The 26167-nt window shown below is 61.9% G+C and carries 22 protein-coding genes and 2 pseudogenes; 15 read left to right on the plus strand and 9 right to left on the minus strand.

The window, feature by feature from the left end:
• The first annotated feature begins 1 nt into the window (after position 1).
• Positions 2 to 1324 carry an adenosylmethionine--8-amino-7-oxononanoate transaminase gene (bioA, locus tag OXT71_05345; GenBank protein ID MDE2925807.1) on the plus strand — a complete coding sequence of 441 codons (1323 nt, stop codon included), beginning with the start codon at positions 2 to 4 and terminating at the stop codon, positions 1322 to 1324.
• 142 nt (positions 1325 to 1466) lie between these two features.
• Here bioA and OXT71_05350 read toward each other — a convergent pair whose 3' ends face one another.
• The 4 genes from OXT71_05350 to OXT71_05365 all read right to left on the minus strand — a co-directional run bounded on the left by OXT71_05350 (position 1467) and on the right by OXT71_05365 (position 9364).
• Positions 1467 to 2165 carry a SurA N-terminal domain-containing protein gene (locus OXT71_05350; GenBank protein ID MDE2925808.1) on the minus strand — a complete coding sequence of 233 codons (699 nt, stop codon included), beginning with the start codon at positions 2163 to 2165 and terminating at the stop codon, positions 1467 to 1469.
• A 2-nt stretch (positions 2166 to 2167) separates the two neighbouring features.
• Positions 2168 to 4924, minus strand: coding sequence for a BamA/TamA family outer membrane protein (locus OXT71_05355; protein MDE2925809.1), 2757 nt, complete (start codon positions 4922 to 4924; stop codon positions 2168 to 2170).
• 297 nt (positions 4925 to 5221) lie between these two features.
• The gene (locus OXT71_05360; GenBank protein MDE2925810.1) at positions 5222 to 9133 is read right to left on the minus strand and encodes a translocation/assembly module TamB domain-containing protein; all 3912 of its coding nucleotides are present in this window, start codon (positions 9131 to 9133) and stop codon (positions 5222 to 5224) included.
• Between the two features lie 12 nt (positions 9134 to 9145).
• The gene (locus tag OXT71_05365) at positions 9146 to 9364 is read right to left on the minus strand and encodes a hypothetical protein (GenBank protein MDE2925811.1); all 219 of its coding nucleotides are present in this window, start codon (positions 9362 to 9364) and stop codon (positions 9146 to 9148) included.
• Between the two features lie 199 nt (positions 9365 to 9563).
• On the opposite strand from OXT71_05365, the gene infA reads away from it, so the two are divergent.
• Together infA and OXT71_05375 are read left to right on the plus strand one after the other, a co-directional pair.
• Positions 9564 to 9764, plus strand: coding sequence for a translation initiation factor IF-1 (gene infA / locus OXT71_05370; GenBank protein MDE2925812.1), 201 nt, complete (start codon positions 9564 to 9566; stop codon positions 9762 to 9764).
• An 8-nt stretch (positions 9765 to 9772) separates the two neighbouring features.
• A complete protein-coding gene (locus OXT71_05375; GenBank protein MDE2925813.1) occupies positions 9773 to 11248 on the plus strand; it encodes a PQQ-like beta-propeller repeat protein in 1476 nt (491 codons plus the stop codon).
• On the opposite strand, the gene OXT71_05380 is transcribed toward OXT71_05375, so the two are convergent.
• Positions 11243 to 12613 (minus strand): Gfo/Idh/MocA family oxidoreductase, encoded by a 1371-nt coding sequence (locus tag OXT71_05380; GenBank protein ID MDE2925814.1) that lies wholly within the window; start codon positions 12611 to 12613, stop codon positions 11243 to 11245. The two genes, OXT71_05375 and OXT71_05380, sit on opposite strands and share 6 nt — an antisense overlap.
• Before the next feature lie 100 nt (positions 12614 to 12713).
• Between OXT71_05380 and OXT71_05385 the strand changes: the two genes are divergently transcribed.
• Entirely contained in the window at positions 12714 to 13220 is a 507-nt protein-coding gene (locus OXT71_05385) for a hypothetical protein (GenBank protein MDE2925815.1), read from the plus strand.
• Here OXT71_05385 and OXT71_05390 read toward each other — a convergent pair.
• From OXT71_05390 to OXT71_05400, 3 genes and pseudogenes are all read right to left on the minus strand, one after another.
• A pseudogene (locus tag OXT71_05390) lies at positions 13210 to 13443 on the minus strand (helix-turn-helix domain-containing protein). The gene OXT71_05385 and the pseudogene OXT71_05390 overlap by 11 nt on opposite strands.
• Positions 13404 to 13907: a hypothetical protein gene (locus tag OXT71_05395; GenBank protein ID MDE2925816.1), complete on the minus strand. Its 504-nt coding sequence runs from the start codon at positions 13905 to 13907 to the stop codon at positions 13404 to 13406. Before OXT71_05395 ends, OXT71_05390 begins: the two are co-directional and overlap by 40 nt.
• Before the next feature lie 526 nt (positions 13908 to 14433).
• Positions 14434 to 14583, minus strand: coding sequence for a hypothetical protein (locus OXT71_05400; GenBank protein ID MDE2925817.1), 150 nt, complete (start codon positions 14581 to 14583; stop codon positions 14434 to 14436).
• A 326-nt stretch (positions 14584 to 14909) separates the two neighbouring features.
• On the opposite strand from OXT71_05400, the gene OXT71_05405 reads away from it, so the two are divergent.
• The 3 genes from OXT71_05405 to OXT71_05415 all read left to right on the plus strand — a co-directional run bounded on the left by OXT71_05405 (position 14910) and on the right by OXT71_05415 (position 17021).
• Positions 14910 to 15050, plus strand: a complete 141-nt coding sequence (locus OXT71_05405; protein ID MDE2925818.1) for a hypothetical protein — start codon at positions 14910 to 14912, stop codon at positions 15048 to 15050.
• Between the two features lie 128 nt (positions 15051 to 15178).
• The gene (gene kdsA / locus OXT71_05410; protein MDE2925819.1) at positions 15179 to 16018 is read left to right on the plus strand and encodes a 3-deoxy-8-phosphooctulonate synthase; all 840 of its coding nucleotides are present in this window, start codon (positions 15179 to 15181) and stop codon (positions 16016 to 16018) included.
• Positions 16002 to 17021 carry a KpsF/GutQ family sugar-phosphate isomerase gene (locus OXT71_05415; GenBank protein ID MDE2925820.1) on the plus strand — a complete coding sequence of 340 codons (1020 nt, stop codon included), beginning with the start codon at positions 16002 to 16004 and terminating at the stop codon, positions 17019 to 17021. Before kdsA ends, OXT71_05415 begins: the two co-directional genes overlap by 17 nt.
• Positions 17022 to 17042: 21 nt before the next feature.
• Here OXT71_05415 and OXT71_05420 read toward each other — a convergent pair.
• A pseudogene (locus tag OXT71_05420) lies at positions 17043 to 17162 on the minus strand (macrolide ABC transporter ATP-binding protein).
• Between the two features lie 78 nt (positions 17163 to 17240).
• On the opposite strand from OXT71_05420, the gene OXT71_05425 reads away from it, so the two are divergent.
• From OXT71_05425 to OXT71_05460, 8 genes are all read left to right on the plus strand, one after another.
• Positions 17241 to 19616, plus strand: coding sequence for a response regulator (locus tag OXT71_05425; protein MDE2925821.1), 2376 nt, complete (start codon positions 17241 to 17243; stop codon positions 19614 to 19616).
• A 659-nt stretch (positions 19617 to 20275) separates the two neighbouring features.
• On the plus strand, positions 20276 to 20401 hold the full coding sequence (locus tag OXT71_05430) for a hypothetical protein (protein ID MDE2925822.1): 126 nt from the start codon (positions 20276 to 20278) through the stop codon (positions 20399 to 20401).
• Positions 20398 to 21096, plus strand: coding sequence for a glycoside hydrolase family protein (locus OXT71_05435; GenBank protein MDE2925823.1), 699 nt, complete (start codon positions 20398 to 20400; stop codon positions 21094 to 21096). Before OXT71_05430 ends, OXT71_05435 begins: the two co-directional genes overlap by 4 nt.
• A complete protein-coding gene (locus OXT71_05440) occupies positions 21093 to 21407 on the plus strand; it encodes a hypothetical protein (GenBank protein ID MDE2925824.1) in 315 nt (104 codons plus the stop codon). Before OXT71_05435 ends, OXT71_05440 begins: the two co-directional genes overlap by 4 nt.
• A gap of 178 nt (positions 21408 to 21585) precedes the next feature.
• Positions 21586 to 22650 carry a hypothetical protein gene (locus OXT71_05445; protein ID MDE2925825.1) on the plus strand — a complete coding sequence of 355 codons (1065 nt, stop codon included), beginning with the start codon at positions 21586 to 21588 and terminating at the stop codon, positions 22648 to 22650.
• A 40-nt stretch (positions 22651 to 22690) separates the two neighbouring features.
• A complete protein-coding gene (locus OXT71_05450) occupies positions 22691 to 24061 on the plus strand; it encodes a hypothetical protein (GenBank protein ID MDE2925826.1) in 1371 nt (456 codons plus the stop codon).
• A 7-nt stretch (positions 24062 to 24068) separates the two neighbouring features.
• Positions 24069 to 24980, plus strand: coding sequence for a hypothetical protein (locus tag OXT71_05455; protein MDE2925827.1), 912 nt, complete (start codon positions 24069 to 24071; stop codon positions 24978 to 24980).
• Between the two features lie 59 nt (positions 24981 to 25039).
• The gene (locus tag OXT71_05460) at positions 25040 to 25972 is read left to right on the plus strand and encodes a hypothetical protein (GenBank protein MDE2925828.1); all 933 of its coding nucleotides are present in this window, start codon (positions 25040 to 25042) and stop codon (positions 25970 to 25972) included.
• The last annotated feature ends 195 nt before the right edge of the window (positions 25973 to 26167 follow it).

Consider the following 26167-nt stretch of genomic DNA (forward strand, 5'->3'; position numbering starts at 1 on the left):
AATGAAAGATTTCGGCGGCTGGGTGTCCCAGGATCGGAAATACGTCTGGCATCCGTTCACCCAGATGCAGACGGCGCCTCCTCCCATCCCCATCGAGCGCGCCGAAGGGATCTACCTCCATACCCAGGACGGCCGCCGGTTGCTGGACGGCATCTCCTCCTGGTGGGTCAACATCCACGGACACAACCATCCACGTCTCAACCGTGCGTTGGAGGAACAGGCTTCGCGGCTGGGGCACGTGCTGTTCGCCGGATGCACCCACGAACCGGCGGCACGGTTGGCTTCCGAGCTGGTCCGGCGCTCACCGGCGGGGTTGTCACGCGTCTTCTTCTCGGACAACGGATCCACCTCGGTGGAGGTGGCGCTGAAGATGTCCTACCAGTATTGGAAGAACCGCGGCGAGACCCGCGATCTCTTCATCTCTCTGAAACATGCCTACCATGGCGACACCCTGGGTGCCATGGGGGTGGGGGGAGTGGACGCTTTCCACGCCCAGTTCGCGGACCTCCTGGTGAAGCAGCTCCAGACTCACGCTCCCACCTGCCGGACCTGTCCCGTGGGCCGGACCCGCGCCACGTGTCACATCGAGTGCACCGGCCGGCTCGAGGACCTCCTGCGGGAGACGGGTCACCGGGTGTCGGCGGTGATCGTGGAGCCCATGGTTCAGGGCGCCGGGGGAATGATCATCTGGCCGGTGGAGTTCCTGAACCTGGTCCGGGAGCTGACCCGCCGTCACGGAACTCTGCTCATCGCCGACGAGGTCTTCACCGGTTTCGGCCGGACCGGGAAGATGTTCGCCTGCGAGCATGGACCGGTGACGCCCGACCTCATGTGCCTCTCCAAGGCCCTCACCGGAGGTTATCTCCCCCTGGCCGCCACCCTGGTGGCCGAGCCCCTTTACCAGGCGTTTCTGAGCGAGGACCGGGGGCGGGGGTTTCTGCACGGGCATTCCTACACCGCCAATCCCCTGGGATGCGCCGTCGCCCTGGAAAGCCTGGCCCTTTTCGACGAGGAAGAGCGGCTGGAGCGAGTGGCTCGATTGGCAGAGCTCTTCTCGGAGCGCCTGGCCCGCATCGCCCGGCTGCCTGGAGTGGCGGAGGTTCGCGGGATCGGAGGGCTGGCGGTGATGGAACTGGAGGCCGAGGGAGAGGCAGGCTATCTCGATTCGCGATCGCCCCGATTGATCCAGACGTTTCTGGATAATGGTCTTCTCCTGCGCCCCCTGGGAAATGTTCTCTACTTCCTTCCTCCATATGTCATCGAAGACCGGGAGGTTCACTGGGCGTTCGACGTCATCGAGGAAGTCCTCGTCTCCATCGCCTGAGGGTACTGGTGACCCTACGGCCGGATTCCGCCACCTTGAAGTTGGTTGTGGGATAGGCGGACCAACGGAGTGCCGCAGTGATGAAAACCTGTGCGAACAGGGGCTACCGCTACGGGGCCGACCCGGTGTGGTGGCCCGGGCTTCAGGGACTCTCCGGATGGTTGGGAGACTGAGGGGGTTCCCTGAACAGCAGAACCTCGACCACGATTCGCTTCCGGGCTTGAGCCACCCAGCGCTCCAGTTCCTGGTTGGCTTTTCGGCGCCCCACGATTTCCTGAATCCGGTTCTGCAGCAATTCCAGGGGTGGTGCCGAACCTCCTTTGACGGTTGGAAGGAACGTCTCGCGGTAATAGGCTTCGATTTCCCGGGGCAGAACGATTACGAACGCCTGAATGCGAACCTGAACGAACTTCTGAACGGTCAACTGTCGCCGGACCACAGCGCGCAGACTTCCCGGGCTCATCCCCATGGACCGGAGTTTTTTCTGGAACTTCTCTTCCGACCGGAAGTGCCGCCTGTAGGCCTCGATACGAGTTTCCACCTCTGCCGGCAGGATTTCAGCGCCCGGAGTGTTCCGTGCCTCCCTGGCAATCATGGTTTCCTCGATCAACTGGTTCAACGCCGCAGAATAAACCAGCTTTCTCCGGGCGGGATCCGACGGCAGAATCTGTCCCCGGAACTGAATCAGCCAACGTACGTCGGAGAGGGTAATGACTTCGTCTCCCACCAAAGCGGCCACTCTGTCCATGATCTCCGAACGAGCGGGACTCAGGTCCGCGATGGAGCAGAAGACAGCCAGCCAGGTCACGGTCAGAATTCCATGTCGACTCCGGTGGCGCATGGCTAAAACGACGGTCCCAGTATGAAGTGAAAGTTCCAGTGCTTGAACGCCGTCACGTCCGGTGGACTGGGATTGTAGCCCACATCGAAGCGAATCGGCCCCAAGGGCGTGTTGGCCTGAATCCCCAATCCGACGGCGTGCGTAAAGTTGGATGGAAGATCACGAAAGGTACGGAAAACATTGCCCCCGTCGTAAAACAACGCGGCCTCGAAGAAGGCCGCCAGTGGAAACCGGAGTTCCAGATTTGCGATCAAGAGAGCGTTGCCGCCCAACGGAACGGGTCGCCCGGCCGGGTCAGACTCTCCCCGATGGTTCACGAGCACGATCTCGCCCGTCTCGGGATCGCGCAAGAGCGGCCCGGCAAGCTCCCGGGGCAAACCCCGCAGGGTGGTTGATCCTCCGGAGAAGAATCGCTCGCTCAAGGGGGCGGGGTTGGACATTTCATCTGGAGCAGCGAGTCCAAACGCACCGATCCAACCCAGTCTGAGGGAGGAAGCCAGAATCAGATCGGGATGGAGCTTTCGGTAGTACTGGCCCTGAGCCAGAGCACGGAAAAAGTTTGCGCCCGAACCGATTGCCTTGAGAGAGAGTTTTGTGTCGCCAGTCAAAAGGAAGCCTTCAGTGGCGTTGGTGGGGTCGTCTCTCGACTCGTTCAGATAGGACAGCGCAAAGCTGGAAAGCCGCAGCCGGTCCTGCTCGCGGAAGAACTGCAGGGGAACGTCCAGATCTTCGGGAAGCCTGATCCGTACGGCTTCGAAGTTGTAGCGAAAGAACATGGACTCGCGCCGGCTCAACGGTCGTTCGGTCTGGGTCGACAAGATGACACGAGATTCGTCGAAGGGTTTCCCTCGGGGAGCCCGGATGTCTCCTTCGGTGTCCGTGGTTAGGGCCGCTTCATTGTTGGCCGTCAGGGATGTGACCGTGGGGAGCTTCCGTCCGAAGAAACGGGACGCGGTGTACGACAAATTGGCGCGTTGTCGTTTGGAACCGGCGCGCAGACCAAGAGCCAGAGTTTCGGCTCTTCCCAGGAAGTTGCCGTTGCTGATGCCGAGCGTGCCGCGCGGCCCCTCAGACGAGGAATAGCCGCCGCCGTAGGAGAGTGTATATTTCCTTGCCTCCTCCACCGCGACCACCACGTTGCGGCGAAGCGGGTCGATGAAGGATGGAATCTCCCGAATCTCCACGCGGCTGAAAACGGCCAAGTCGTACAGATCGCTCTCGGTCGCCAGAATTCGAGTGAGTGACGCCGGATCTCCGGGCTTTATGGAGATTGCCTCGTGAACTAACCTTTCTTTCGTGCTCAGGTTCCCGGAGAGCACGACCACATCAGTGAAATGCCGGGGGCCTTCCTCGATGACAAAGGTGACGTGGGCGGCGGCAACCTCAGGAAACGAGATCTGAAAGCGGCAGTCCACCTGCCGGTAGCCCAGATCTTCGTACATAGCCAGCAGGTTGGCTCGATCCCGGGTCAGATTCGCAAGGGCGAACGGAGTGCCCGGACGGCCTTGGAGCTGATTCTCCAGAACTCTCCGGCTCAACTCCTCGTTTCCGACAAACTGAACGTCCCGAATGAAATACCTTGTGCCCTCCCGGATCTCGTAGGTCAGCTTCAGGTTGCGGCCGGGTGGATTCGCTGCCACCAGTTCGTAGGTGACTTCCACATCCCTGAACCCTCTCTGCCGGTAATAGGCTTCGATGACACGGAGGTCATCCTGGGCCATCCGCTCGGTAAACCGCCCGCTGCGAAACATTCCGCCCTTCCTGACGCTGACGATTCCGAGTAGAACTCCGTCTTCCGCGAACTCGTTACCTTCGAAAAGAACGCTGCCGACCCTGCACCGCGCACCTCTCTCGACCCTGAACAAGATCGCGTTGGAATTGGCGCGGTCTTGTCTCTCCAGCGCTACGTGGGCCAGCAGATACCCGCGGCGCTGATAGATTTCCCGGAGTTCCGCCGTGGTGTCGTCCAAGAGGTTTTCCAGCAGTCCCTTCCGGCTGAAGACGGGAAGATCGGCGAGCGTCTGCTGATCCAGATCAACACCCTCGAATTCGATCACCGTGCGGTTGCCCGGTTGAATCTGCAGCCGAAGCGATACCGTATTGTCGGTGCGGTCGTACTGCAGTTGCTCACGAATCCTTGCTGCCGCGAAACCTTGCCGGGCCAGGTCTTTTTCCACTCGACGAATGATCTGGTCGAGCCGACTCCTGGAGAAGACCGAACCTCTCGCGTTTTCAAGCTGAACCTGAAACCTTTCCAGGTCCAAAGCTTCGGGGGCTTCAATCTCGACCTGCTTCATCCGAGCCCCCCGGCCGGCCGTGATCCGGAATGCCAGGTTGATACCTGCCCCGTCATGATCGATCTCAAACTCGGGCTCGACTGCTGCCTGGTGGTACCCGTTCCTCCGGTAGAAACTGCTCACCTTGACAAGGCTTTCCTCGAAACTCGCATCGGAGTATGGTTCGCCGGGTTTCAAGACCAGTTGCCGGCGGAGTTGCCTCCTGTCGGCTTCGACTTGACCGATGAATCGAATCTGGTCCATTAGATATTTTCGAATCAGGAAAACCGTGACCGACACTCCGCCGTCGGACGATTTCCGGACGTCGATCTGAACATCGTGAAAGACTCCCGTGGCGTAGAGTCGGCGCAGAGTCGTTTGAGCCCGGGAACTCGTGTAGGGTTCCTCTTCACGAATCGTGATCAACCTGAACACGTCCGCTTCGGAAATTCTGGTCAGCCGTCCGTCCGCGTGAATTTCCACGCGGCGGACGGTCTTTCCTTCGAACCGGGAATCGGCACTGGCCTCAGCATACGTGAACGGTAGGAGAAGAAGGCCGATCATGACCGCGGGTCTGCCGAAGCGCATGACGACAGGCCCCACTGTCCTATGAAAATCCTTGGTCAACTCTCACCCGGAATTCCGCAAATTTGTTCAGTGAGGAGTAACCAGGAGCTTCCAGGCCCTGTCCCTCCCACCAGTCAGGCCGGCCTTATTCTGGTTTTGACAGGTCCTCTCTCGATCCGGTTGCCAAGACCGGACTTTCCGGATGAGAACGAGTTAAAATCTTTTCTTGAGTTTGAGATCAACCGCGACCGAGCCATCCTGTTCACGGCTTCCAAGGGCAGTGAGCCCCTCATTGATTCGAGATTCGAATACGACGGTCTGGCTCTGACTGATGTTACCCAGATCCATGCTGTAGTGCAAGGACAGCCTCCGTCCCAGTTGCTTGCCCAGCGTGATCCGGGCTCCGGGATCACGTTCAGTTCCAAACAGGAACGGGTCCACGGAGAATCGCTCGAGACCAAGGAGGCGGCTGGTTCGCGATTCAATGGGGTCGACCAGGCTCTTGATCAGAATTGTGCCCGCTCCAAAAGCTGCCAGACTTCCCAATTGCGTGCGCCCGGAGGTTCCCAGGATCTCTTCCGGCGTCTGGCCCACGGTCAGAAGGGATATGAGCAATGGGGCGGGCAGAGGAGGATCGGAGCTGAGAGACAGACGCAACTGGTCCGAGACACCGTGAATGTGGGCAGAGACGGAAACATCTCTCACTTGAGTCTGTGCCTCCACCTTCCAAGTGGGTTGAGTGCGTCGGGGATTGTTGAAGAGAACCATGCCCCGGGTGATTTCATACTCATTGTTCTCAAAAAACAGCCGCCCTTCATCGACCGTGACGGTGCCCAGTACGACCGGGTTTCTCAGAGTGCCGAGAACATTCAGATCGACGCTTCCCACCGCGTCGATCAAATTGTTCCGGGCGCGCAGGCTCTGCTGTCCTTGCACCGCCACCGCCAGTTTGACGTCGGATCCTCCTGCCGGTGGGGGAGCTTCCGTTTGACCTCGGGCATATCGCGACAGGAGCTGGCCGACCGAGACGTTTTCGGTGTAATCGGCAGAGGCAACCCGGACCTTGCCCGAAATCAGATCCTGAAACTCGCGTCGGATAAAGTCCACGTCGACGTCCAGGATCGAAACCGTCTGCGCGGGATAGTCTACGCGGAGACCTTCGGCGAGCAGATGGATCCGCCAACGGACGGGCTGAAAGCCCTCCAGGAAAATTCCTCCTTCCAGGTGGACGGGTCCGTAGGAGGTCTGGGCAGAAAAATGGCTCAGGGCCACCTGATCGGTCGTGAAGCGGAGCTGTCCCGCCAGATCGGACAGGGCCGTGGGAATACCGGGGTGGTTGAGAAGTCCGTCCTCCACCCGGGCAGACCCGAGAATCCGCGGGTTGCCAAGGGGGCCGGCGATGCGTGTCTGCAGGTGTAGCTGGCCGGCCACGGTTCCAACCGGCATAAAGGTGTTGGATACCACCAGATTCACCGGGCCGCTGAGTTCAACATTGACTCTCTTGCTCTCCCCCAAATCCAATCGTCCACCGATTTGCAGTTTCGTCTGTTCGCCGTGGAGGAGAAACGGCGAAACCTGTAAGGTGGGATGGCTGTAGGCGAGCTGCAGGGGACTCCGATTCCTGAGTTCATGACCGGACAGGGAAAGCACCAGGTCGGACAGCTCTGCCTGTGCCTCAAGGCGAAGGGGATCGGAGACAGGCCCGGCAAGCGTCAATCGACCCGTCAGACGACCCTCTACGCCGGACGGTGTCTCCAGGGACACCAAGTCCAGAAAAGGTTTCAGCGACATTTCTTCCAGATCGACCCCGGCCTGCAGAGTATAGGGCTCCCGGCGGCCAAGTCGGCCTTCCACACGAAGGGGATGATCAAGAAATGTGTGGGTGAGGAGAAATCGGACGACTTCCTGGTCGCTCTCTGCCTGGAGCTGAACGCCTTCAATGACCCGGTCCGCAATGATGACCTTGTCTCCCGCCAGTCGCAGTTGAAAATCGGGACTCAACAGATTTCCCTGGGCCTGGAAGTCGAAATCGACCTCCCCGCGAATGGGGAGTGCCGACCGTATCCTTTGAATCCTGTCGAGCGGGAGTCGGAAACCGGCTAGTGATGCCGTTCCTGTCCGCTGCTCCAGTTCGATCTCGATCTGGCCGGACAGCGTCCCCCGTCCGAGCTTCGCCCGCAACCCATTCAAAAAAAGCTTCCGGCCATCGAAGCGAATCTCGCTGCTCAGACGATCCATGTGTTCCCCGTACGCGTCCACGTCGATGAGAGTGATGTCTCCACTCCCCGTGTATCCCCGGGAAGCCGCTTGCGCAAGCTGCAAATGGCCGCTGGCGCGGCCTCGGAGCGGGATCTTACGCTCCGTCAAAGAGAGGAACCGTTCGACGGGGACATCGTTCAACCGGAGTTCTGCCGCCTCCGGCCAATCGATTTCCCCGGTGGATGGAGTGACTCTCAATCTGGTCTGGAGGCGGTATCCCGGCCCGGTCATCCGTGCTTCCATGAATTCCAGGACCTTCCCATCGAATTCCACGTTCGACTGAAAATCGCCCACCAGCTCCTGGCGGATGTGAACTTCCTGGATTCGCAGGGAACCCTCGATCGCGGGTTGAGCGGACTGCACTCTGAGTCTGGCTCGGGTGGGGCCCTGGACATCGATGAAATCCCGGTTCAGAAGTCGTTCGGGCAGGGTCGAGAGTGCGGCCAACCTGATCAGGTCTCGGCTCCGGTCGGACCCGAGGTCCAGATCAAACCGAAATCCCCCTCGGAAACCGACAGTTCCTTGGTAACGGGTTTGAATCTCGGGTGTGCGGAGAACCCCCCGTGAGAAATGTGCGGTCCCGTCTTGTAGAGCCACCTGCGATTGTCCTTCGAAACGCACGGCGGGAAGGTGGGTTGGATCCGCTACTCCAAATTCTCCTCGATACGCAAGACTCGCGGTCCCATCCATCTGTCTCCACTGTAGTGCGGGCCATTGGGTTCGCCCGCTCAGATCGAAACTGCCTCGAGCCGGCAACTTCTCAAGCCCCAGCAACCTCGCCAGCCGCTGAATTCGGATGCGCGATCCGGTCACCTGGAATTCCGAGCGCCGTTGCGGATTCCAACTCAGAGTCCCGCTCCCTTTCAGCCTGCCGCCTTCGAATCCGGTCTCAAGGCGTTCGAAACTTGCCGAATCGGCGTCCAGCCGTAAGGCCGTGTTGATTTGCTGAAAGGAGAGGCCGGAGAACACCAACTCATCGGAGCGGGCTTTTCCCTGAAAGGAGAAAGTCCTTCCCTGTCCAGACACGTTCCCGTCAAGGGACAGGTTTCCCTCTTGGAGACGCAAGGGGCCGCCCGGTTTGGCCAGTTCCTCCAAGTTGAGGGAGGCGCTGCCCTCAAGACTGTAGGTCAGGGGATCCTCCAAAGTGACGTTGCCATGAGCCTGCAGCCTGAGTTTTTCCGAATCCACTTCGAAGGAGAGAATCCGGAGGCTCGTGTCGGCCCATTCGAAATCCACGGACACACCCATGTCCTCGACGGGAACGCCGTTGACCGACAGGTCGAGCGAAGTGAAACTGGCCCCGCCCTGGTATTCCCCCGACTCGGGCAGATACCGCAGTTCCGCCGTCACTGCACCGTCCGAAGACTGAATGGACACGGGAGTCTTCTCGACCACGAGCAGCCCTTGATGGACAACAAGGCGTTTGATTCCCAACCGGGTCGACGACACCGGAGGGGTCGGATCAGATCCGTTCCTTCGAAACATGTTCGAAAGATTCGACCGCTGATTGGGATCCGTGAGAAGGCGAACCGTGGGTGAATCAAGCTGCAGATGGTCCAGTGATATTTCGGGCAGAAGGAAATGCGTGAATGAAAAGTCCAACAGGACGTGGTCACTTTCGAAGGCCGGCTCGGCGGCGGGATACGCTCGACTGAACAGTCGGAGATCGTGAATCTCCAGACGGGTCTCCATGAGATGAACTCTCAACTGAGCGACTTCGACCGCCAGGCTGAATTGTCGCTCGAGCCGCTCCACCATCCAGGCCTTGATCCAGGCGTCCAGCTTCAGGCTGGCCGCGTAGATTGACGCGGCTGCCAACAGCAACCCGGAAAGAAGCAGGCCGAGCACAAGTTTTGGTCTGACCATGGTTCGCTTTGTTCATTGGAGATTGACGTGCGTTCGAAGGTTCATATTAGCAGACGCAGAACGCCGGTCTGTTCCACCCGAAACAGCGTAGAAACGGAACTCGGGAACACACTGGATGTGCGTCGCGACCCGCTCGATGTGTTGTGCCGGGATCGCCAGCATGGCTATTTCCCCCGGATACACACTGGGGAAGTAAGCCGCCACCAGGACCAGCATCGCCAGCTTGAGCAACCGTTCATGTTTCAGAACGTTGCTTTCCGATTTGCGGCTGTGCTAGCCTCCATTCCTGGTTGTGTTGTAGCAACCGGTGTCCGCCGACCATTGGAGGGAGATGGCTAGACTTCGACCGAGACCTTTTCGTCGTAGACCGCGTAAGCGCAAGAGACCACAGAAGAGACGGGACGAGCCGAAGGAAAAGAAGTCCGACGCCATTGAGGTCACCGGAACCGTAACGGAACCGCTTCCCAACGCCATGTTTCGCGTCGAGTTGGAGAACGGACACGTGGTTCTGGCCCACGTTTCCGGAAAGATGCGCCGTCATTTCATCCGGATCCTTCGCGGCGACCGTGTCATGGTCGAACTTTCACCCTACGACCTCACCCGGGGCCGTCTCACCTACCGGTACAAATAAGCTCCCCGATGACCGAGGGACGCACCGTGACCTCCCGGATCCTGATCGCCCTCTCCGTACTGTTGCCTCCGGTGGGCCTGGTACTGGTGTGGGCGCGGTCCGGCTGGAGGACACGGAACCGGTTGCTGGCAAGCCTCGCCCTATTGGCATTGACCTGGGTCTACGTGTTTCAGGTGGTGGGTCTGAGCATCGAACGGGACGGCACCGGTTGGCGTCCGCTGGTCTCCATTTCGCCGGTCTGGTCCCGGTACGCAACGGCCGAGGGAGCATCCGCTTCAGGCGGGGCTCACGCTGCTCCTGCATCGGATGTCCGGAGCTGGACCGGGTTTCGGGGGTCGGACCGGGACAGCCGCTACCTGGAGGGAGAGATTCGGACCGTCTGGCCCAATGATGGACTCCCGCTGCTCTGGAGGCGGCCGGTGGGAGGCGGATATGCTTCCATCGTCGCCGGTTCGGGGCTCCTCTTCACCATCGAACAGCGGGGCCCCCAGGAGGTCGTGGCTGCCTATGATCCGGACAACGGCGCCGAGATCTGGACCCATGGCTGGGACGCCGAGTTCCAGGAGACCATGGGAGGTGACGGGCCTCGGGCGACTCCCCAGTGGCACGACGGTCGACTTTACGTCCTGGGAGCCACCGGCGAGTTCCGTTGCTTCGATGCCGCCAGCGGGAAAGTTCAATGGGGGTTGAACATCCTCTCGGACAACGGCGCCCGGAATCTGGTTTGGGGCATGTCCGCCTCACCCCTGATTGCGGGTGACCAGGTCATTCTCCTCCCCGGCGGGCCGTCGGACCGATCCGTCGTCGCCTATCATCGGCTCACCGGCAAGTTCCTCTGGGGAGCGCTCAGCGACAAACAGGCCTATGCCGCGCCGGTCGTGGCCGAACTGGCCGGACGGGAGCAGTTGCTGGTAGTGACGGCTGAGCGAGTCGTGGGACTCGACCTGGCGGGTGGCGAACTGCACTGGGAGTATCCCTGGGTCACCTCCTATGACGTCAATTCCGTGGAACCTCTGCTGCTGGGAGACGATCGGCTCTTCATCTCCTCCGGTTACGGCCACGGGGCGGCGGTGCTGGAGATCGGACGGGGCGAGGACGGCTACACCGTGAAGACCGTCTGGAAAAACAAGCGGATGAAGAACAAGTTCAACGGCTCGGTCCTCCATGAGGGTCATGTCTACGGTCTGGATGACGCCATCCTGGCGTGCGTGGACGTGACCACGGGAGAAAGGAAGTGGAAGGGAGGCCGCTATGGTTACGGTCAGATCCTTCTGGCCTCGGGCCATCTGGTGGTGTTGACGGAGCGGGGCGATCTGGTTCTGGTCGAGGCCAACGCCGAGGAGCACCGCGAGCTGGCGCGATTTTCGGCGCTGACCGGAAAGACCTGGAACTATCCCGTCATCGTCGGGGGCCGGCTCCTGGTGAGGAACCAGACCCAGATGGCCTGCTTCGACGTGAGCCCGATTCCGAAAGACCCCTCATAGGGCCCACGGCTTTCGATACTCCCGGTGCAGGAGTCCGTTGGCCTCGTCGTCGCCCAGCACCCGTTCCTTCACGCCGTCCCACCGGATCCGCCGTCCCAGGCGGAGTGCGATATTCCCCAGATGCGGAGTCGAGGTGGATCGGTGGCCGATTTCCACGTCCGAGATGGGCTTCTTCCGGGTTCGCACGCAATCCAGGAAGTTCAGGACGTGGTTGAAGTGCTGCTCGGAGCCGGGAGCCGTCCGAAAGCCGGCTCGTCCCTCGTTGGAACTCCACTCCCGCCTGCGTCGATCGGGTGTCTTCTGATCCAGCATCCTCAGGTAGCGGGGCCGCTGGGCGACTGCCGTCCCTGCCGTCTCGGGCCGGATCTCGAAGCCGCCGCGATTCAGATAGAGGGTCCCGTCGGTGCCGAAGAACTCGATGCCGTAGCCTCGTCCCTCCGGACCGCGGGCGTTCCCGACCCTGTGGGAGAAGGAGGCGATGAATCCGGGATACTCGTAAAGGACCTCCAGCGTATCGGGCGTCTCCCGGTTGTCGTCGATGCAGAAGTTGCCCCCGACGGCGGTGGCGGCCAAGGGAGCGTCGACCTGCATGGCCCATTGGACTATGTCCAGATGATGCGTTCCCCAATCGGTGAGCATCCCTCCCGAGTAGTCCCAGAACCACCGGAACGTGTGGATGAAACGGTTTCCGTTGAAGGGGGCCTTGGGCGCCGGACCCAGCCAGAGATCCCAGTCCAGACCCGGCGGGGGTTCCGTGTCGTGGGGCCGGCCCATCCCGGCCGGACTCTCGTTGCCGTAGTTCCACGTGTTGACCCGGCTCACCTTGCCGATGGCCCCCTCCTGAACCAGCTTGACGGCTTCCTGGAAGTGCTCGCCTGAACGCTGTTGCGTCCCCATCTGGACGATTCGTCCGTTGCGGCGAGCCGCGTCCACCATTTTTCGTCCTTCGTAAATGGTCAGGGAGAGCGGCTTCTCCACGTAGACGTCCTTCCCGGCGTCGCACGCCATCACGGTGGGCAGCGCGTGCCAGTGATCGGGCGTGGAGACGACGACCACGTCCACCTCCTTGAGGTCCAGGACCTGCCGGAAGTCCGTGTAGCCGGCCGCCTTCCCTCCCTCCTGGTCGGCGGTCATCTGCAGAGTCAGGTCGCGGTTGTGATCCCAGACGTCACAGACGGCCGCCGCCCGGACCTGCCCCGACCGGAGGAAGTCCCTCATGTTGCTGCGCCCCATGCCCCCGGTCCCGACGAAGGCGCAAATCAGCCGGTCATTGGCTCCGAGGGGACCTCCCTTGCCGGTATGGAGGGCGGGAGCCCCAGCGACTGCCGCCGCCGATGCCACGAACTTGCGCCTGTTCATCTTCATAACTGGAACTCCTGGCCTGGGCTTCGCTACGATGCTTAAACTCTAATGTATAATTCCGGCATCGAACAGAGCAGGGTTCTCCGACATTGAGGCTGACACTATGAATTGGGACAACTTCCGCCGACTTCCCGACGATGCCCGAGTCTGGATCAGTGGTTTCGAACGCCCGCTCGATCCGGTCGAGCAGAAGACGGTCCGGGCGGGAATGGAGCGTTTTGCGGCCGGCTGGGCGTCGCACCAGGTCCCGGTCGAGTCCGCTTTCGAGATCGTCCAGGATCGCTTTCTGGTGATCGCCGCCTGTACTCCGGGTTCAGTGTCCGGTTGCTCCATCGACAGCATGATGAGGAATATGCGGGACCTGTACTCGGCCGTCGGTGTCGCGCCTCCCGCCGGGAACCTCGTCTACTTCCGTGATGAAACCGGCCGGATCCAGTCCATCGATCACCTGGAGTTCCGTGACGTGGCCGACTCGGGCCGGCTCAAGCCAGACACCCGGGTGTTCGATACGATGATTCAGAACCTGGGGCAGTTGCGAGCGGGCCGCTTCGAACTCCCCTACCAAGAGGCGTGGCACTCCCGGGCGTTTCCTCTTCCCGTCACCGCGTAAGTCTGCCGGCGAGCCGGGGAATCTGGCCGCTACGCGGGACCACGCGGCCCCGATCTCCCTTTTCCAGACGAACCAGACCGTAACGCTCCATCGTGTGCAGCGTTCGGGACAGATTGGTCCGGGCACGGCCCGAACGCTCGGACAGTTCGGCAATCGAGAACGGCTTCTTCTCCGCAATCATCCTCAGAAGCGCGCGGTTGCGGTCGGACAGGACCTTGGCAAAATCGCCGGCACCGCCGAGAGCGACGAGGTCCGCTTCCCGAACCGCAGCCCCAGCGGGGCGAAATTGGATTCGTCCGCCGTCCGCAGGAACAGGAGCCCTGGAAAATCCGCCAGAAATTCCGTATCGACTTCCGGGATGTCGAACCATTCCGGGAGGGTACAGGCCCGCTTGTGAAAGTTCCCATGAGTAACGGACACTCCCGCCAACGGGTCGTTTTCCACTTCGTCGCGGCGTCTCAACTCGATCCTGGATACTGCATCCGGATTGAAGAGGGCCAGTCCCGCCGCGACGGATTCCGATTCCTCCGCAAACTGAGCGAATACCTTCCCCAACCGGACGGGTTCGACCCCCGCTTCGATCCCCGATTGGGCGTGCCGGTAGGTCAACAGTTCACTGATCGTGTCCGCATCGGTCTCGGCCCGGATCCAACCCCGCCGAACGGGCCCTGAGCCGGTACTTCTCAAGACCCGGCTGCCGAGAGCTGGAATCTCCAACGTCAATACGGAATCGAACAGATCCAGGACCAGTTGTGCCGACTATCCTCCTCCATCCACGTAATCCGGGAAGTACAGAACCGTCTCTTCCTGTTCCTGCGACTGTCGGGCGATCGAGTCGTCCGGCGGGCGGAGATCGTTCTCTGCCGGGGGGCGCCAGTTTGCGTCGGCGACCGGAGGAAAATCAGCCATCAGGCAAAAAGGGAACCCGAGAAGGGGCGAAGCAGAGGATCGATCATGCGGGCTTCTGCGGTAGGCTGAAACGAGTGAATATGGCCTGGTCCGGGCGGGCCCCCGTCTGAGTCGCGTTGAAGAATACCCGCCAAATGCCTGGTGGACCAGAACCGGGAACCACTGACCGGTGAGATGGCTCGGGCGACCGGAGCCAGTTGACAACACCTACTGGAGAAGCGACGGTGGTTCCCGGACCGGTACCGAGGGGACCCTTTCCTGTGGTGTTCTCCGCAGAAACCCGGGCGTCAGGGACGTCCCGGGATCAACGACTTTCCTTCAACGCCTTGCGGATCGCCTCAATCACGAACTCGCGCGCCGAGATTCCCCGGTCCAGGCAGACCTTCCGCATCTGGATCCAGAGTGGAATCGGAACGCGGCGAATGTGAACGTCCTTGGTGTTTCCTTGACCCATTCACCTTATGATATCAAAGTTTTGCAGCCCGCCCTCATGTGCGGAAGGTCCTCCGGTTTCGTTGCGGAAAGCTCCGCGGCGACACCGGACTCCAGCCGGTTTTCTCCTCTCAGTGCTGAAGCGCTCTTCAGTTCCGCGGTGCCCCGCGTCGACTCGCAAAACGAGCCGGGATCGAGACTATTTCGGTGGCGCATAAAGACAAATAGAGCGAATCAGGACATGATTTCATCACTTTTTCGCGCAATCCGCCCAGGATTTCACCTAATCTTCATATACGCCATTGCACTTGCGTCGGACCCTTTGGAACCATGGGTCGCATGGGGAACATGAGTACCACTAACATGCATCTGCGCCGGGTCCCGGCCGATCTATGGTTGCGGGTGCGCAAGACCTGCCAGAAGCGGGGAATCTCGGCGCGCGAGTTCGTGATCGAGGCGATCCGCAAGGCGGTGCGGGAGCACCGATGAACTGGCTGAAAGGAGTGGCGGGCGTTCGCCTGCGATCTTGGCCAGCCCGGAGTCCGGGCAGTCTGGACAGGGCCGACAAGGAGAACAACTGATGTCGTTGAATCCGTGCTCTATGACCTGAAGTCGCCATGAATGGACGGATAAACTTTCGAAGATGGCGACTCGGAACCCGGCAGCCCTTCTTTCTCATCGCCGGCCCCTGTGTCATCGAGAGCGTGGATCATGCTTTCGATCTGGCCGGCCGCCTCCGGGAGATCACCTCCTCTTTGTGCGTCCCGTTCATCTTCAAGGCTTCCTACGACAAGGCCAACCGGACTTCAATAAGTTCCTTTCGGGGTCCGGGGCTTGTTCGTGGCCTGGAAATCCTGGGACGAATCCGGCGCGAACTGAATCTCGCAGTCACCTCCGACGTGCACGAAGTGGCGCAAGTAGGCCCGGCGGCGGAAGTTCTGGACCTCATCCAGATTCCCTCGTTCCTCTGTCGTCAGACCGATCTGATCGTTGCGGCGGCCGCCACTGGGAAGCCGGTCAACATCAAGAAGGGGCAATTCCTGGCGCCCAGAGATCTGGCCCACGCCGTCGAGAAGGCCCGAAGCACGGGTAATGAGGACCTGCTTGTCACGGAGCGGGGGTCCAGCTTTGGCTACAATAACCTGGTCGTCGACTTCCGGTCCCTCCCACTGCTCAGAGACTTGGGCGTGCCGGTGGTCTTCGATGCCACCCATAGCGTCCAGCTTCCGGGTGGAGCCGGCGGGTCCAGTTCGGGTGAGAGCGCCTTCATCCCCTATTTGGCGCGCGCTGCCGTATCGGTTGGCATCGACGGCCTCTTCATGGAGGTCCATCAGGACCCGGAGCGAGCGCTGAGCGATGGGTCCAACGCTTTGCAGATCGATCTCCTTCACGATCTGTTGACCCACCTTCGTCGTCTCGACGCATTGACCAAGGAAGGTGATGGTGCGCTCTCGTAATCTGGCGCGGATGAGGGTGCAAGGTGAGTCCAGCCCCAGCCGGTCCAGAGAGATCGCCCGGAGCGTCTTGGAAACGGAGGCCCAAGCAGTCTCGGCTCTCATTCCCCGCATCGACCATCGCTTCGGCCAAGCCATCGAACTGCTGTTTTCCTGCACCGGGCGTGTGGTCCTCACCGGCATGGGGAAATCGGGGATCATCGGCAGAAAGATCGCCGCGACCCTTTCCAGCACCGGAACCCCCGCCCTGTTCCTCCATCCCGCCGACGCCATCCACGGAGACCTGGGTATGTTGGCGGAGCGGGATCTGGTCCTGGCCGTCTCCAACAGCGGCGAGACCCAGGAACTGGTCCGTCTGGTTCCGACTCTCAAGCGGCTCGGAGTCCATGTCATCGGTTTGGTGGGAGAACTCGAGTCCACCCTCGCGAAGATCTCCGACGTGGTCCTGAACGTGAGTGTGGATCGGGAGGCGTGTGCTCTCGGTCTGGCTCCGACGGCATCCACCACCGCGGCTTTGGCACTGGGGGATGCCTTGGCTGTCGCACTCTCGGAGCGAAAGGGACTGGGGCCGCGGGACTTCGCCCGGCTCCATCCGGGTGGCAGGCTGGGGGACAATCTGATTCTGGTGTCCGATCTCATGCGCCGGGGGGACGAGGTCCCCAAGGCGACGCCGTCCACTCCAATGAAGGACGTGATCGGCGAGATCAGTCGCAAGGGACTGGGGATCGCCGGGATCGTGGCTGAAAGGGACCGGCTTGTGGGAGTCATCTCCGACGGTGACTTGCGGCGCATGTTGCAAAGTCGAGGCGAACCGATCCTTCACTGCACCGCCGCCGAGTGCATGACACGGAATCCCGTCACCATCGGGGGCGATCAGCTGGCCACGAAAGCCCTGAACCTGATGGAGAGAATGAAGATCATGTCGCTGCTGGTGCCGGATGCCGGTGGAAGGCTGGTGGGAATCATTCATATCCATGACCTCTGGCGAACCGAGATGGTAGGCTGAGGCTTGGCCCATCAGGTTTTACGTTTGGAAGACGAAGCCAATCTCCTGGTTTCGGATCCGGGCCAACACATCATCGTTCATCGAGCTGACCGGTTTTCCGTGAAGAAAGCACCGTCCGCGAGTCGGGGTGTCCAGACAGCCGCAGCCGGCGTTGGCCCGATGTCCCCCGGTGCAGAATCCAGTGGTACTCCCAGGAACGGACCGGCGAGGGGTGGGGAAATGACGAGTCTTGGCGAACTGAGGCGTGAAAATGAAGTGTTGGGACAACGCGTCTCCAAATTGACGGAACGCATCTCCACACTGAGCGAGGCCAGCCTGCGCATCGGCGCAAGCCTCGAGGTCCGCACCGTCCTGCGCGAGGTCGTGGATACCGCCCGAGCGCTGACCGGTGCCCGATACGGCGTAATCGTAACCATCGACGAGCAAGATCAGGTTCAGGACTACGTCACATCCGGGTTCAATCCTGACGAGCAGCAGCAGTTTAAGCATTGGGCCGACGGACTGCGGGTGTTTGAGCACTTCCGGGACCTTCCGGGAGCGCTGAGACTGAACGACCTGCCCAGCTACGTCCGGTCGCTTGGTTATTCACCGGGTCCGCTGTCGTCGTGCACCTTTCAGTGCACGCCGGTGCGCCATCATGGCGTGGATGTGGGCAACTTCTTTGTTTGCGGCAAGGAAGATGGCCGCGAGTTCACAAGCGAAGACGAAGAGGTCCTGGTTATGTTCGCGGCGCAGGCGGCGTTGGCAATCGCCAACGCCCGTGCGTACCGGGACGAGAAGCGGACGCGGTCGGATATGGAAGCCCTGATCGACACCTCACCAGTGGGGGTCGCGGTCTTCGATGCCAAGACCGGAGAGACCCTATCGTTGAATCAGGAGGCGAAGCGGATTGTGGAAGGCCTGCGCGCGCCGGGCGGCACCTTAGAGCAAATGCGGGAGGATCTCATCTGCCTGCGCGCCGACGGGCAAGAGATTTCGCTGCAAGCATCCTCGCTGACGCAGACCCTGCAAAACGCCACGAGGATTCGCGCCGAGGAGATTGTTCTTCGGGTTCCCGACGACCGGAGCATCAAGGTGCTGATGAACGTTACGCCGATCCGGGCTGAGAATGGCACGGTCGAGTCCGTGGTCGCCACCGTGCAGGATCTGGAGCCGATGGAAGAACTGGAGCGGTTACGGGCCGAGTTCCTGGGCATGGTGAGCCACGAGCTGCGGGCCCCGCTGATCTCCATCAAGGGATCGACCACAACCGCGTTGAGCACCCAGCCGGCCCCGAATCTGGCGGAGATTCTCCAAATTATCCGTATCATCGACGAGCAGGCCGATCACATGCGGAGCCTGATCAGCGATCTGCTGGATGCGGGCCACATCGAGTCGGGCACTCTGTCGGTTTCCCCGGAGCCTACGGAGGTGGCCAGCTTGGTGGATCAGGCCAGGACCACGTTGTTGAGCGGGGGGAGCAGACACGCCGTCAAATTTGACGTGCCGCTGGATCTCCCCAGGGTGATGGCCGACCGGCAACGCATCGTCCAGGTCATCAACAACCTCCTGTCCAACGCCGCCCAGCACTCTCCCGAGTCCGTTCCGATCCGGATCGCGGCGGTGCGCGAGGATGTCCACGTGGCGATCTCGATAGCGGACGAAGGCCGGGGGGTGCCGCCGGACTTGTTGCCGCACCTGTTCCGCAAGCACGTGCGTGCGGACGAACGTCACGGGATCCGGGGGTCCGGCCTGGGTCTGGCCATCTGCAAGGGTTTGGTGGAGGCCCATGGTGGACGCATCTGGGCCGAGAGCGACGGGGATGGTCTGGGCGCCCGGTTCACCTTCACGATTCCGGTGGCGGCCGATTCCGTGACCGGCACCGGAGTGGGCTTGGTTCGGAGTTCTTCGCACCCGCCGCGCACGGATCGGGAGCGGACCCGCATTCTCGTGGTCGACGACGACCCTCAGACGCTCCGGTACGTTCGGGATGCGCTGACGGCGGCTGGCTACGCCCCGCTGGTGACAGCCGACCCTCGGGAGGTGCCCCGGCTGATCCAGGCGAACCGCCCCGGGCTGGTCCTGCTGGACCTCGTGCTGCCGGGCATGGACGGTATCGAGTTGATGCAGAATATCCCGGAGATGGCCGATCTGCCGGTTATCTTTATCTCCGCCTACGGCCGGAGCGAGACGATAGCAAAAGCATTGGATATGGGAGGCGTCGATTACATCGTCAAACCCTTTTCGACGACGGAATTAGTGGCGAGAATCCATGCCGCCCTGCGGCGACGGAAGGGGTCGGACGAATCCTTCCGATTGGGGGATCTAGCCATAAACTACGAGGAACGCCAAGTTACCTTGGCGGGCATTCCGGTGCAGTTGACGGCCACCCAATACGAGCTGCTCCGGATGCTCTCGGTCAATGCGGGCCGGGTCATGAAGTACGAATCCCTGCTGCAACAAGTGTGGGGACGCCGGGAGTTCGGCGACGTGCGGCCGTTGCGCGCCTTCATCAAGATGATCCGCCGCAAGCTGGGCGATGACGCGACCAACCCGGCCTACATCTTTACCGTGCGCCAAGTCGGCTACCGAATGCCCAAACCAAGAAACCCTTAAGATTCCCCGATCTGCGGTGGAGTTGATCAGGATCCGATAGAGTCTGTTTTTCGGACCCTGTCCCCTTCTCAGAGCATCCGGCCTTTTTATGGGCTCGTTTTTCTGGCGGCTCGGGACGGATCTGCCGCTGGTGTAGATCGTGTCCCCCGGCTCAGGTCCGTCTCCGGATTACCGGCTTTCCTCCAACGCCTCGCGGATCGCCTCGATCACGAACTCGCGCGCCGGGATCCCGCCGGTCCAGGCAGACTTTTCGCATCCGGATCCGGAAGTGGAGTCGGAACGCGGCGAATGTGAACGTCCTTGGTGTGTCCATGACCCATCTGCTCCAGGATGTCAAAGTTCCGGAGCCCCCCTCATGTCCGGATCGTCCTCCGGTATCAGTTGCGACAGCTCCGCGCCGGAACCGGACTGCAACCGGCTGAATCGTCTCAGTGCTGAAGCGCTCTTCATTTCCGCGGCACCCTGCGCCGAATCGAAAAACGAGCCGGAATCGAGATGATTTCGGTGTCGCAGAAAGACAGAAAGAGCGTGTCAAGGCATGATTTCACCCACTATTCGCGTCATCCGCCCAAGAGTTCACGTCCTCTTCACATAGGCTATTGTATTCGCGTCCCCCCTGTGGCACCGTGGGTCTCGTGGGACACAAGAGCACCACAGATATGTTTCTTCGCCGGGTTCCGGCCGGTTTCTGGCTGCAAGTGCGCAAGAACTGCCTGGACCGGGGGATCTCGGCGCGAGAGTTCGTGATCGAGGCGATTCGCAAGGCCGTCCGGGAGCACCGATGAACTGGCTCAAGCAAGTGGCGAAGGTCGGTCTGGAAGTGGGCGTCGGCGTGGCCACGGGCGGAACCGCGGCGGTGCCGAAGATCGTCGACGGAGCGGTCTCTCATCTGGGGCGCAAGGAGGATCCGTCCCGCGGCGCCGCGTTTGCGGCGGCCGGCATCCGGGAGATCCTGGCGCACACGGTTCCGGATGAGGCGCTGGCCTGGATCGACCGTTTCTGCGTCCGCTGGGCGCAGCTCGTGGGGAGTGCAAAAGCGATGAAGGACGAGAATCTGGAGATTCTGAAGGGATACGAGGGGTTTTCCGGGACGCCGTATACGGACACGGCCGGTCATCTGTCGATCGGATACGGACATAACCTGGACGTCTCGCCGCTTTCGGGAGACCGGGATTACAACGCCCGGCCGCTGACTGAAGCCGAGGCGGAGGCGATTCTGGTCGAGGACGTGAAGGTCGCGGAGCGGTCCCTGCAGCGGATTGTTCCGGAGGTGATGGGATCGATTCCCCGGGACAAGCGCGCCGTGCTGGTCCGGATGTCGTTTCAGATGGGAGCGGCGGGAGTGGCGAAGTTCCGGAAGATGCTCTCGGCGCTGGAAGCGGGCAACTACCCGCAGGCGGCCGAGGAGATGCTCGACAGCCGGTGGGCGAGACAGGTGCCGCGCCGCGCCGGTGAGGAAGCGGAGCGGATGCGGGCATGAGGACGAAGGCGCCGGCGCCGGACGTGATTCTGGCGGGGGTGACGCTGGCCGGGTTCCTGGGTCTGGTCGGCGCGTTCATCTTCCATCCGGTGCAGATGGACGACAAGGAGTCGGCGATCGTGGGCGGCATGGCGGTGGCTCTGGGCAACCGGCTGCGGCAGGCCTTCGATGCGATCTGGCCGGAAGCCCGGGGCAGGACGCCGCACCGCGGGACCGGCGCCGGGGAAGGAGACGCCGGCGGCCGAAGCAGCGGCGGGCGTTCACCGGCGGTCGTGGCCGGTCCGGAGTCCGGGCGGGCCGGACAGGACTGACGAGGAGAACAACGGATGTCGATTCATCCATTCAAGAAGCTCGAGGAGCAGATCAAGCGGGTCCTGAATCATCCCGGCGTTTTCGAGTAGGCCCTCACACGGCCATCGGCAGGCTCGGGGAGATCTCAGAGACCAACGCTTTCGGTGAAACCAAATCATTCCATTCGAGAGGAAAGAGATGAGAAACGTATTGGCGGGCTCTATCCGGTCCAACGAATTTCTGTTCGATGCGGTTCCGGCGGGAAAGATCGACAGCGACATCCTTTTGTCGCTCACCAACACGGGCAACCGTGCAGTCAATCTGGGGTTCCGGCTTCGGCGCGGAGCCGACAACTACCGGGTTTCCGGAACCTCCAGCCTGGCGGCCGGAGAATCGATGGACTTCCGGCCGGACCATCCCATCCTGGCCGGCGACCAACTGGTGGTCGACCGGAGCGGAGCGGCCGTGGACGTCGATTATCTGATGAGCTTCACCCGGGAGAGCACGGAGGTTCCGGACAGTCCGACGAACGCCGCCCTGGTGGCCCTCAAGGACATGCTCGACACGCATCTGTCGACCGGGGACGCCAACACGAATTTCGGCGCCGCCATCCTGGGCGTCAGGAATCAGTCCCTGTCGGCCGCCCAAAGGCTGGTGCACATCAAGAATGCGCTGGAGGCGATGCGGGACGACGTTTCGATCAAGACCGCCGTGGAGGGGGTCGGGACCGATCTGGATGAACTCACCGCGAAGCTGGGAGAGGTTCTGGGGGCGGACTCCGACGTCGTGTCCCAGTTGGAGGTCGCGGCGGCTTCCGCCGGCCTGCTGACGAAGCTGGAGGAGTTGAAGATGGCGGTGGACGGCTTCGAGCCGGTCCGGGTCGTCCTGCCTCCGGCCGTTGCGGGCGCCAACCTGGAGGCCGACGTCGTCACGGCGGATACGGCCCTCACCGGCGCGTACCAGGACCTGGCCGGCGTCGAGATCACGCCGCAGAGCAACGCGGCGGACATGCGGATCTGGCTGACCTTGTTCTGGCAGGGCCGGATGACGTACCGGGTGGTGCGGGGTACGGACGAGGTGGTGTCGGAGCAATCGGTCGACAGCACTTCCGGCACGCTTCCGGTGTCCTACCCGGTGGCGCACTCCCCGGCTTCCACGGCGGCGCAGACCTACAAGCTGCAGGCCAAGCGGGCGCAGGCGGGAACGAACGCCAGCGCCAAGGCGGGGACGACGCTGTACGTGGAAGAGATCTACGGGAGGTAGGCGGCGAAGAATCTTGCCGGCTTGACCACGGAGCATCTTCATGACACGTGAATCCGCAGTTTCTCTGGGACGGGACATCGACTTCGACGGATCGGCGGGAGGAACCAAGCTCCTCGGCATCACGGTTCGTCCGACCGAGGAGAACCAGGAGTTCCTGCTCTGGGTGACCCTGATCGGGAGGGAGAAGGGTTCCGGTCAACCCCTGGCGACGTTCGAGCTGAACCAGGATCAGGCCACACTGGCCACGGCGGCGCTGAGACCCGACGACTCTCCGGATCACTTCCTGGTCAGCACCACGCAGGATGATCCGGACGACGTCGAGTTCACCCTGCGCGCCGAGGACGCCGGTGGAGACGCGGAGATGCTGGCGGGGACCTCGCTGGTGGTGGAGTCTCCCAAGGCGGACTTCACCGTCGTCGAGAAGTTCTCGGCCAGGGAGGCAATCGGTTCGGTCGGCGACCTCACGTTGGTCTGGGACCCACCCAACGATTGTATTCGGGTCACCTGGACGGCTGCGGAACATGCCGGCTACCACAAGTGGCGGCATGACCAGGGCACCGGGACCTGGACGGATTGGGAGCGGGTTGACGGAAACTCCGCGATCATTCTCAGTCCGACCCGTGGAGTTACCTACAACATCGAGGTCCGGGGCCACCGGTCCGAGGACGACTTCGGGCCGACCGCCACGGAAGATGTGGATGTGCCGCCCGCGAGCCGCCTGACGAGTTACGACACGAGCCACCAGACCAGCCGCACGACGAGGTGGACCACCTCTTATTTGACGTGGTACGAGACCTGCCGGTACACACCGGTGGACAGGACGATCTGCCGAACGACCTGGCACACGACCTGCAAGGATACACAGTTGCCGGACAGGACGACCTGCCGAACGACCTGGCACACGACCTGCCAGAATACAACGAATACGACCTGCTGGCTGACGTGTGAACATTTGTCGCGGTTGACTAGTCAGATTACCAGTCGGGTGGTGCGTTACCAAACGGCGGCCGGGCGCGACACCACTCGGCAGACCAGTCGCATCACGGAGCCCTTGCCGCCTGAACCGGAACGCGAGACCACCTACGACACCACCTACTTCACCAGCGGGACTCGCCGGACCAGCCACACCACGACCTGGACGACGAAATGGACGACGAAATGGACGTCTTGTACCACAAGGTGTACGGATACCACATGGAGGACCTGCTGGACGACCAGATACCCGACCTGCTGGACGGTCCTCGGGTCAACCCCGCAGACTTGCTGGACGGTCCACTACACGACCTGCTGGACGACCCGGGGAAGACGGCGGACTTGCTACCATACCTGCCACACCACGAAGCGCGTGACGAGCGGAACGACCCGTTATCTGACGAGTTATGAGACGAGCCGGGAGACGAGTCTGACGTGAGGACAAAATGAAGCACGTGGATCCCAGCGCCAAGATGTCGGCCCGGCAGGTGCGCCGGCGGGAAAAGCTGCCGCAGGACGGCAGGGAAGCCGCCGACCGGCTGGAGCGCCTGGAGAAAGTCCTGCGGGAAACGATGCGTCCGGACGTTCCGACGTTCGACGTGAACAGTGTGCAGGGGGCGGATTTCGCCGAATGGACCTACACGGAGGGGCTGGGGTTCCTTCTCGTCTCCACGCAGTCCGTCGAGATCAATGCCCGGCTGATCGACGAGGCGGCGGCGTGGCCGGGGACCCCCGAGGTGGATTACGCCGGGCAGATGGCGAGTTCCCTGACCGACAAATGGCGGCTGGACGCCGGGAACGGGTTGAGCACGGGGAGCAAGGTGTTCTTTCCCCCGGGCGGGAATTTCGGCTGGATCGTGAACACGGACAACGTGCTGCGGGCCTTCGGGTTGGATCCGGCGTGGCTGTTGAAGCCCCACCCGGTCACTTCGGATGACGACGTGCGCGAAGCCAAGCGGACGTTCGGGGTCATGCGGATCCTGCACCGGGACACGAGCGGCATGCGGGCGCTCCGCTCGGCCGAGGTCGTCGGGTACACCACGGCGAGCGAGATGGGACTGGTGGCGATGGCGGCCGGGAAGCCCGTGGTGGACTTCACGAAGTTCGAGTTCGAGCACCGTGGGCGGTATTATCCCTTCTACCGCGCCATCCGTCAGTCCCCCGAGGACCCACGAGCGGTACTGAACCGAATCCTGAACTGTCCCTGGTCCGGGGCGGTTCACCTGGACATGGACAACGAAGAAGCGGGAAAGCGGTTCCGGCTCTACAAGGAGAAATCCCTGGAATTGCGAGCCTCGTTCCGGCCTCTCGTTCCCCTGGCGCAAGGTCCGATTCCTTCCCCGCAGCCGCCATCGTGACCCGTCGGGCGCGACGAGTTGTGAGACGAGCCGAAACACGAGTCTGACGTGAGGACAAAATGAGGCACGTGGATCCCGGCGCCAAGATGTCGGCCCGGCAGGTGCGGCAGAGGGGAAAGCTGCCGCAGGACGGCAGGGAAGCCGCCGACCGGCTGGAGCGCCTGGAGAAAGTCCTTCGGGAAACGATGCGCCCGGACGTTCCGTCGTTCGACGTGATCAGTGTGCAGCGGGCGGATTTCGACGAATGGACCTACACGGAGGGGCTGGGGTTCCTCCTCGTGTCCACGCAGTCCGTCGAGATCAATACCCGGCTGATCGACGAGGCGGCGGCGTGGCGGGGGACCCCCGAGGTGGATTACGCCGGGCAGATGGCAAGTACCCTGACCGACAAGTGGCGGCTGGACGCCGGGGACGAGTTGAGTGCGGGAAGCAAGGTGTTCTTTTCCCCGGGCGCGAATTTCAATTGGATCGTGAACAGGGACAACGTGCTGCGCGCCTTCGGGTTGGATCCGGCGTGGCTGTTGAAGCCCCACCCGGTCACTCCGGAAGGCGACGTGCGTGAGGCCAAGCGGACGTTCGGGGTCACGCGGATCCTGCACCGGGACACGAGCGGGATGCGGGCGCTCCGCTCGGCCGAGGCCGTCGGATACACCACGGCGAGCGAGATGGGACTGGTGGCGATGGCGGCCGGCAAGCCCGTGGTGGACTTCACCAGGTTCGAGTTCGAGTACCGGGGGCAGTACCATCCCTTCTACCGCGCCATCCGTCAGTCCCCCGAGGACCCACGAGCGGTGCTGAACCGGATCCTGAACTGTCCCTGGTCCGGGGCGGTTCACCTGGACACGGACAACGAAGAAGCGGGGAAGCGGTTCCGGCTCTACAAGGAGAAATCCCTGGAGTTGCGAGCTTCGTTCCGGCCTCTGGTTCCCCTGGCGCAAGGTCCGAGTCCCTCCCCCAAACGGCCATCGCGACCCGCCGGGCGCGACAAGTGAAGCGGTGGATTCTCTCCAGGGCCGTCTCGATTCTCACAGAGAAATAGACCGTTCCGGGTTCGCCGATGGTTGATGGCGTCGTCTGGGCGTCGGCATTTCAATAAGGTTTCAGGAATTTCGTATATACTCTCCAGCCAAGTATTTTTTACTTGCCATCTTCGATTTGCTCACGGCTTCTTGTGCGCCGGACCCGAC

Source organism: Acidobacteriota bacterium, assembly GCA_028874215.1.
In the GTDB taxonomy this organism is placed as follows: domain Bacteria; phylum Acidobacteriota; class UBA6911; order RPQK01; family JAJDTT01; genus JAJDTT01.

Coding starts and splice junctions, on each gene's coding strand:
- OXT71_05430 (MDE2925822.1), top strand. CDS start 20,276: ATGTTTCTTCGCCGGGTTCCGGCCGGTTTCTGGCTGCAAGTGCGCAAG.
- bioA (MDE2925807.1), top strand. CDS start 2: ATGAAAGATTTCGGCGGCTGGGTGTCCCAGGATCGGAAATACGTCTGG.
- OXT71_05455 (MDE2925827.1), top strand. CDS start 24,069: ATGAAGCACGTGGATCCCAGCGCCAAGATGTCGGCCCGGCAGGTGCGC.
- OXT71_05425 (MDE2925821.1), top strand. CDS start 17,241: ATGACGAGTCTTGGCGAACTGAGGCGTGAAAATGAAGTGTTGGGACAA.
- OXT71_05375 (MDE2925813.1), top strand. CDS start 9,773: ATGACCGAGGGACGCACCGTGACCTCCCGGATCCTGATCGCCCTCTCC.
- OXT71_05360 (MDE2925810.1), bottom strand. CDS start 9,133: ATGGTCAGACCAAAACTTGTGCTCGGCCTGCTTCTTTCCGGGTTGCTG.
- OXT71_05440 (MDE2925824.1), top strand. CDS start 21,093: ATGAGGACGAAGGCGCCGGCGCCGGACGTGATTCTGGCGGGGGTGACG.
- kdsA (MDE2925819.1), top strand. CDS start 15,179: ATGAATGGACGGATAAACTTTCGAAGATGGCGACTCGGAACCCGGCAG.
- OXT71_05435 (MDE2925823.1), top strand. CDS start 20,398: ATGAACTGGCTCAAGCAAGTGGCGAAGGTCGGTCTGGAAGTGGGCGTC.
- OXT71_05385 (MDE2925815.1), top strand. CDS start 12,714: ATGAATTGGGACAACTTCCGCCGACTTCCCGACGATGCCCGAGTCTGG.
- OXT71_05405 (MDE2925818.1), top strand. CDS start 14,910: ATGAGTACCACTAACATGCATCTGCGCCGGGTCCCGGCCGATCTATGG.
- OXT71_05350 (MDE2925808.1), bottom strand. CDS start 2,165: ATGCGCCACCGGAGTCGACATGGAATTCTGACCGTGACCTGGCTGGCT.
- OXT71_05445 (MDE2925825.1), top strand. CDS start 21,586: ATGAGAAACGTATTGGCGGGCTCTATCCGGTCCAACGAATTTCTGTTC.
- OXT71_05450 (MDE2925826.1), top strand. CDS start 22,691: ATGACACGTGAATCCGCAGTTTCTCTGGGACGGGACATCGACTTCGAC.
- OXT71_05400 (MDE2925817.1), bottom strand. CDS start 14,583: ATGGGTCAAGGAAACACCAAGGACGTTCACATTCGCCGCGTTCCGATT.
- OXT71_05415 (MDE2925820.1), top strand. CDS start 16,002: ATGGTGCGCTCTCGTAATCTGGCGCGGATGAGGGTGCAAGGTGAGTCC.
- OXT71_05380 (MDE2925814.1), bottom strand. CDS start 12,613: ATGAAGATGAACAGGCGCAAGTTCGTGGCATCGGCGGCGGCAGTCGCT.
- OXT71_05460 (MDE2925828.1), top strand. CDS start 25,040: ATGAGGCACGTGGATCCCGGCGCCAAGATGTCGGCCCGGCAGGTGCGG.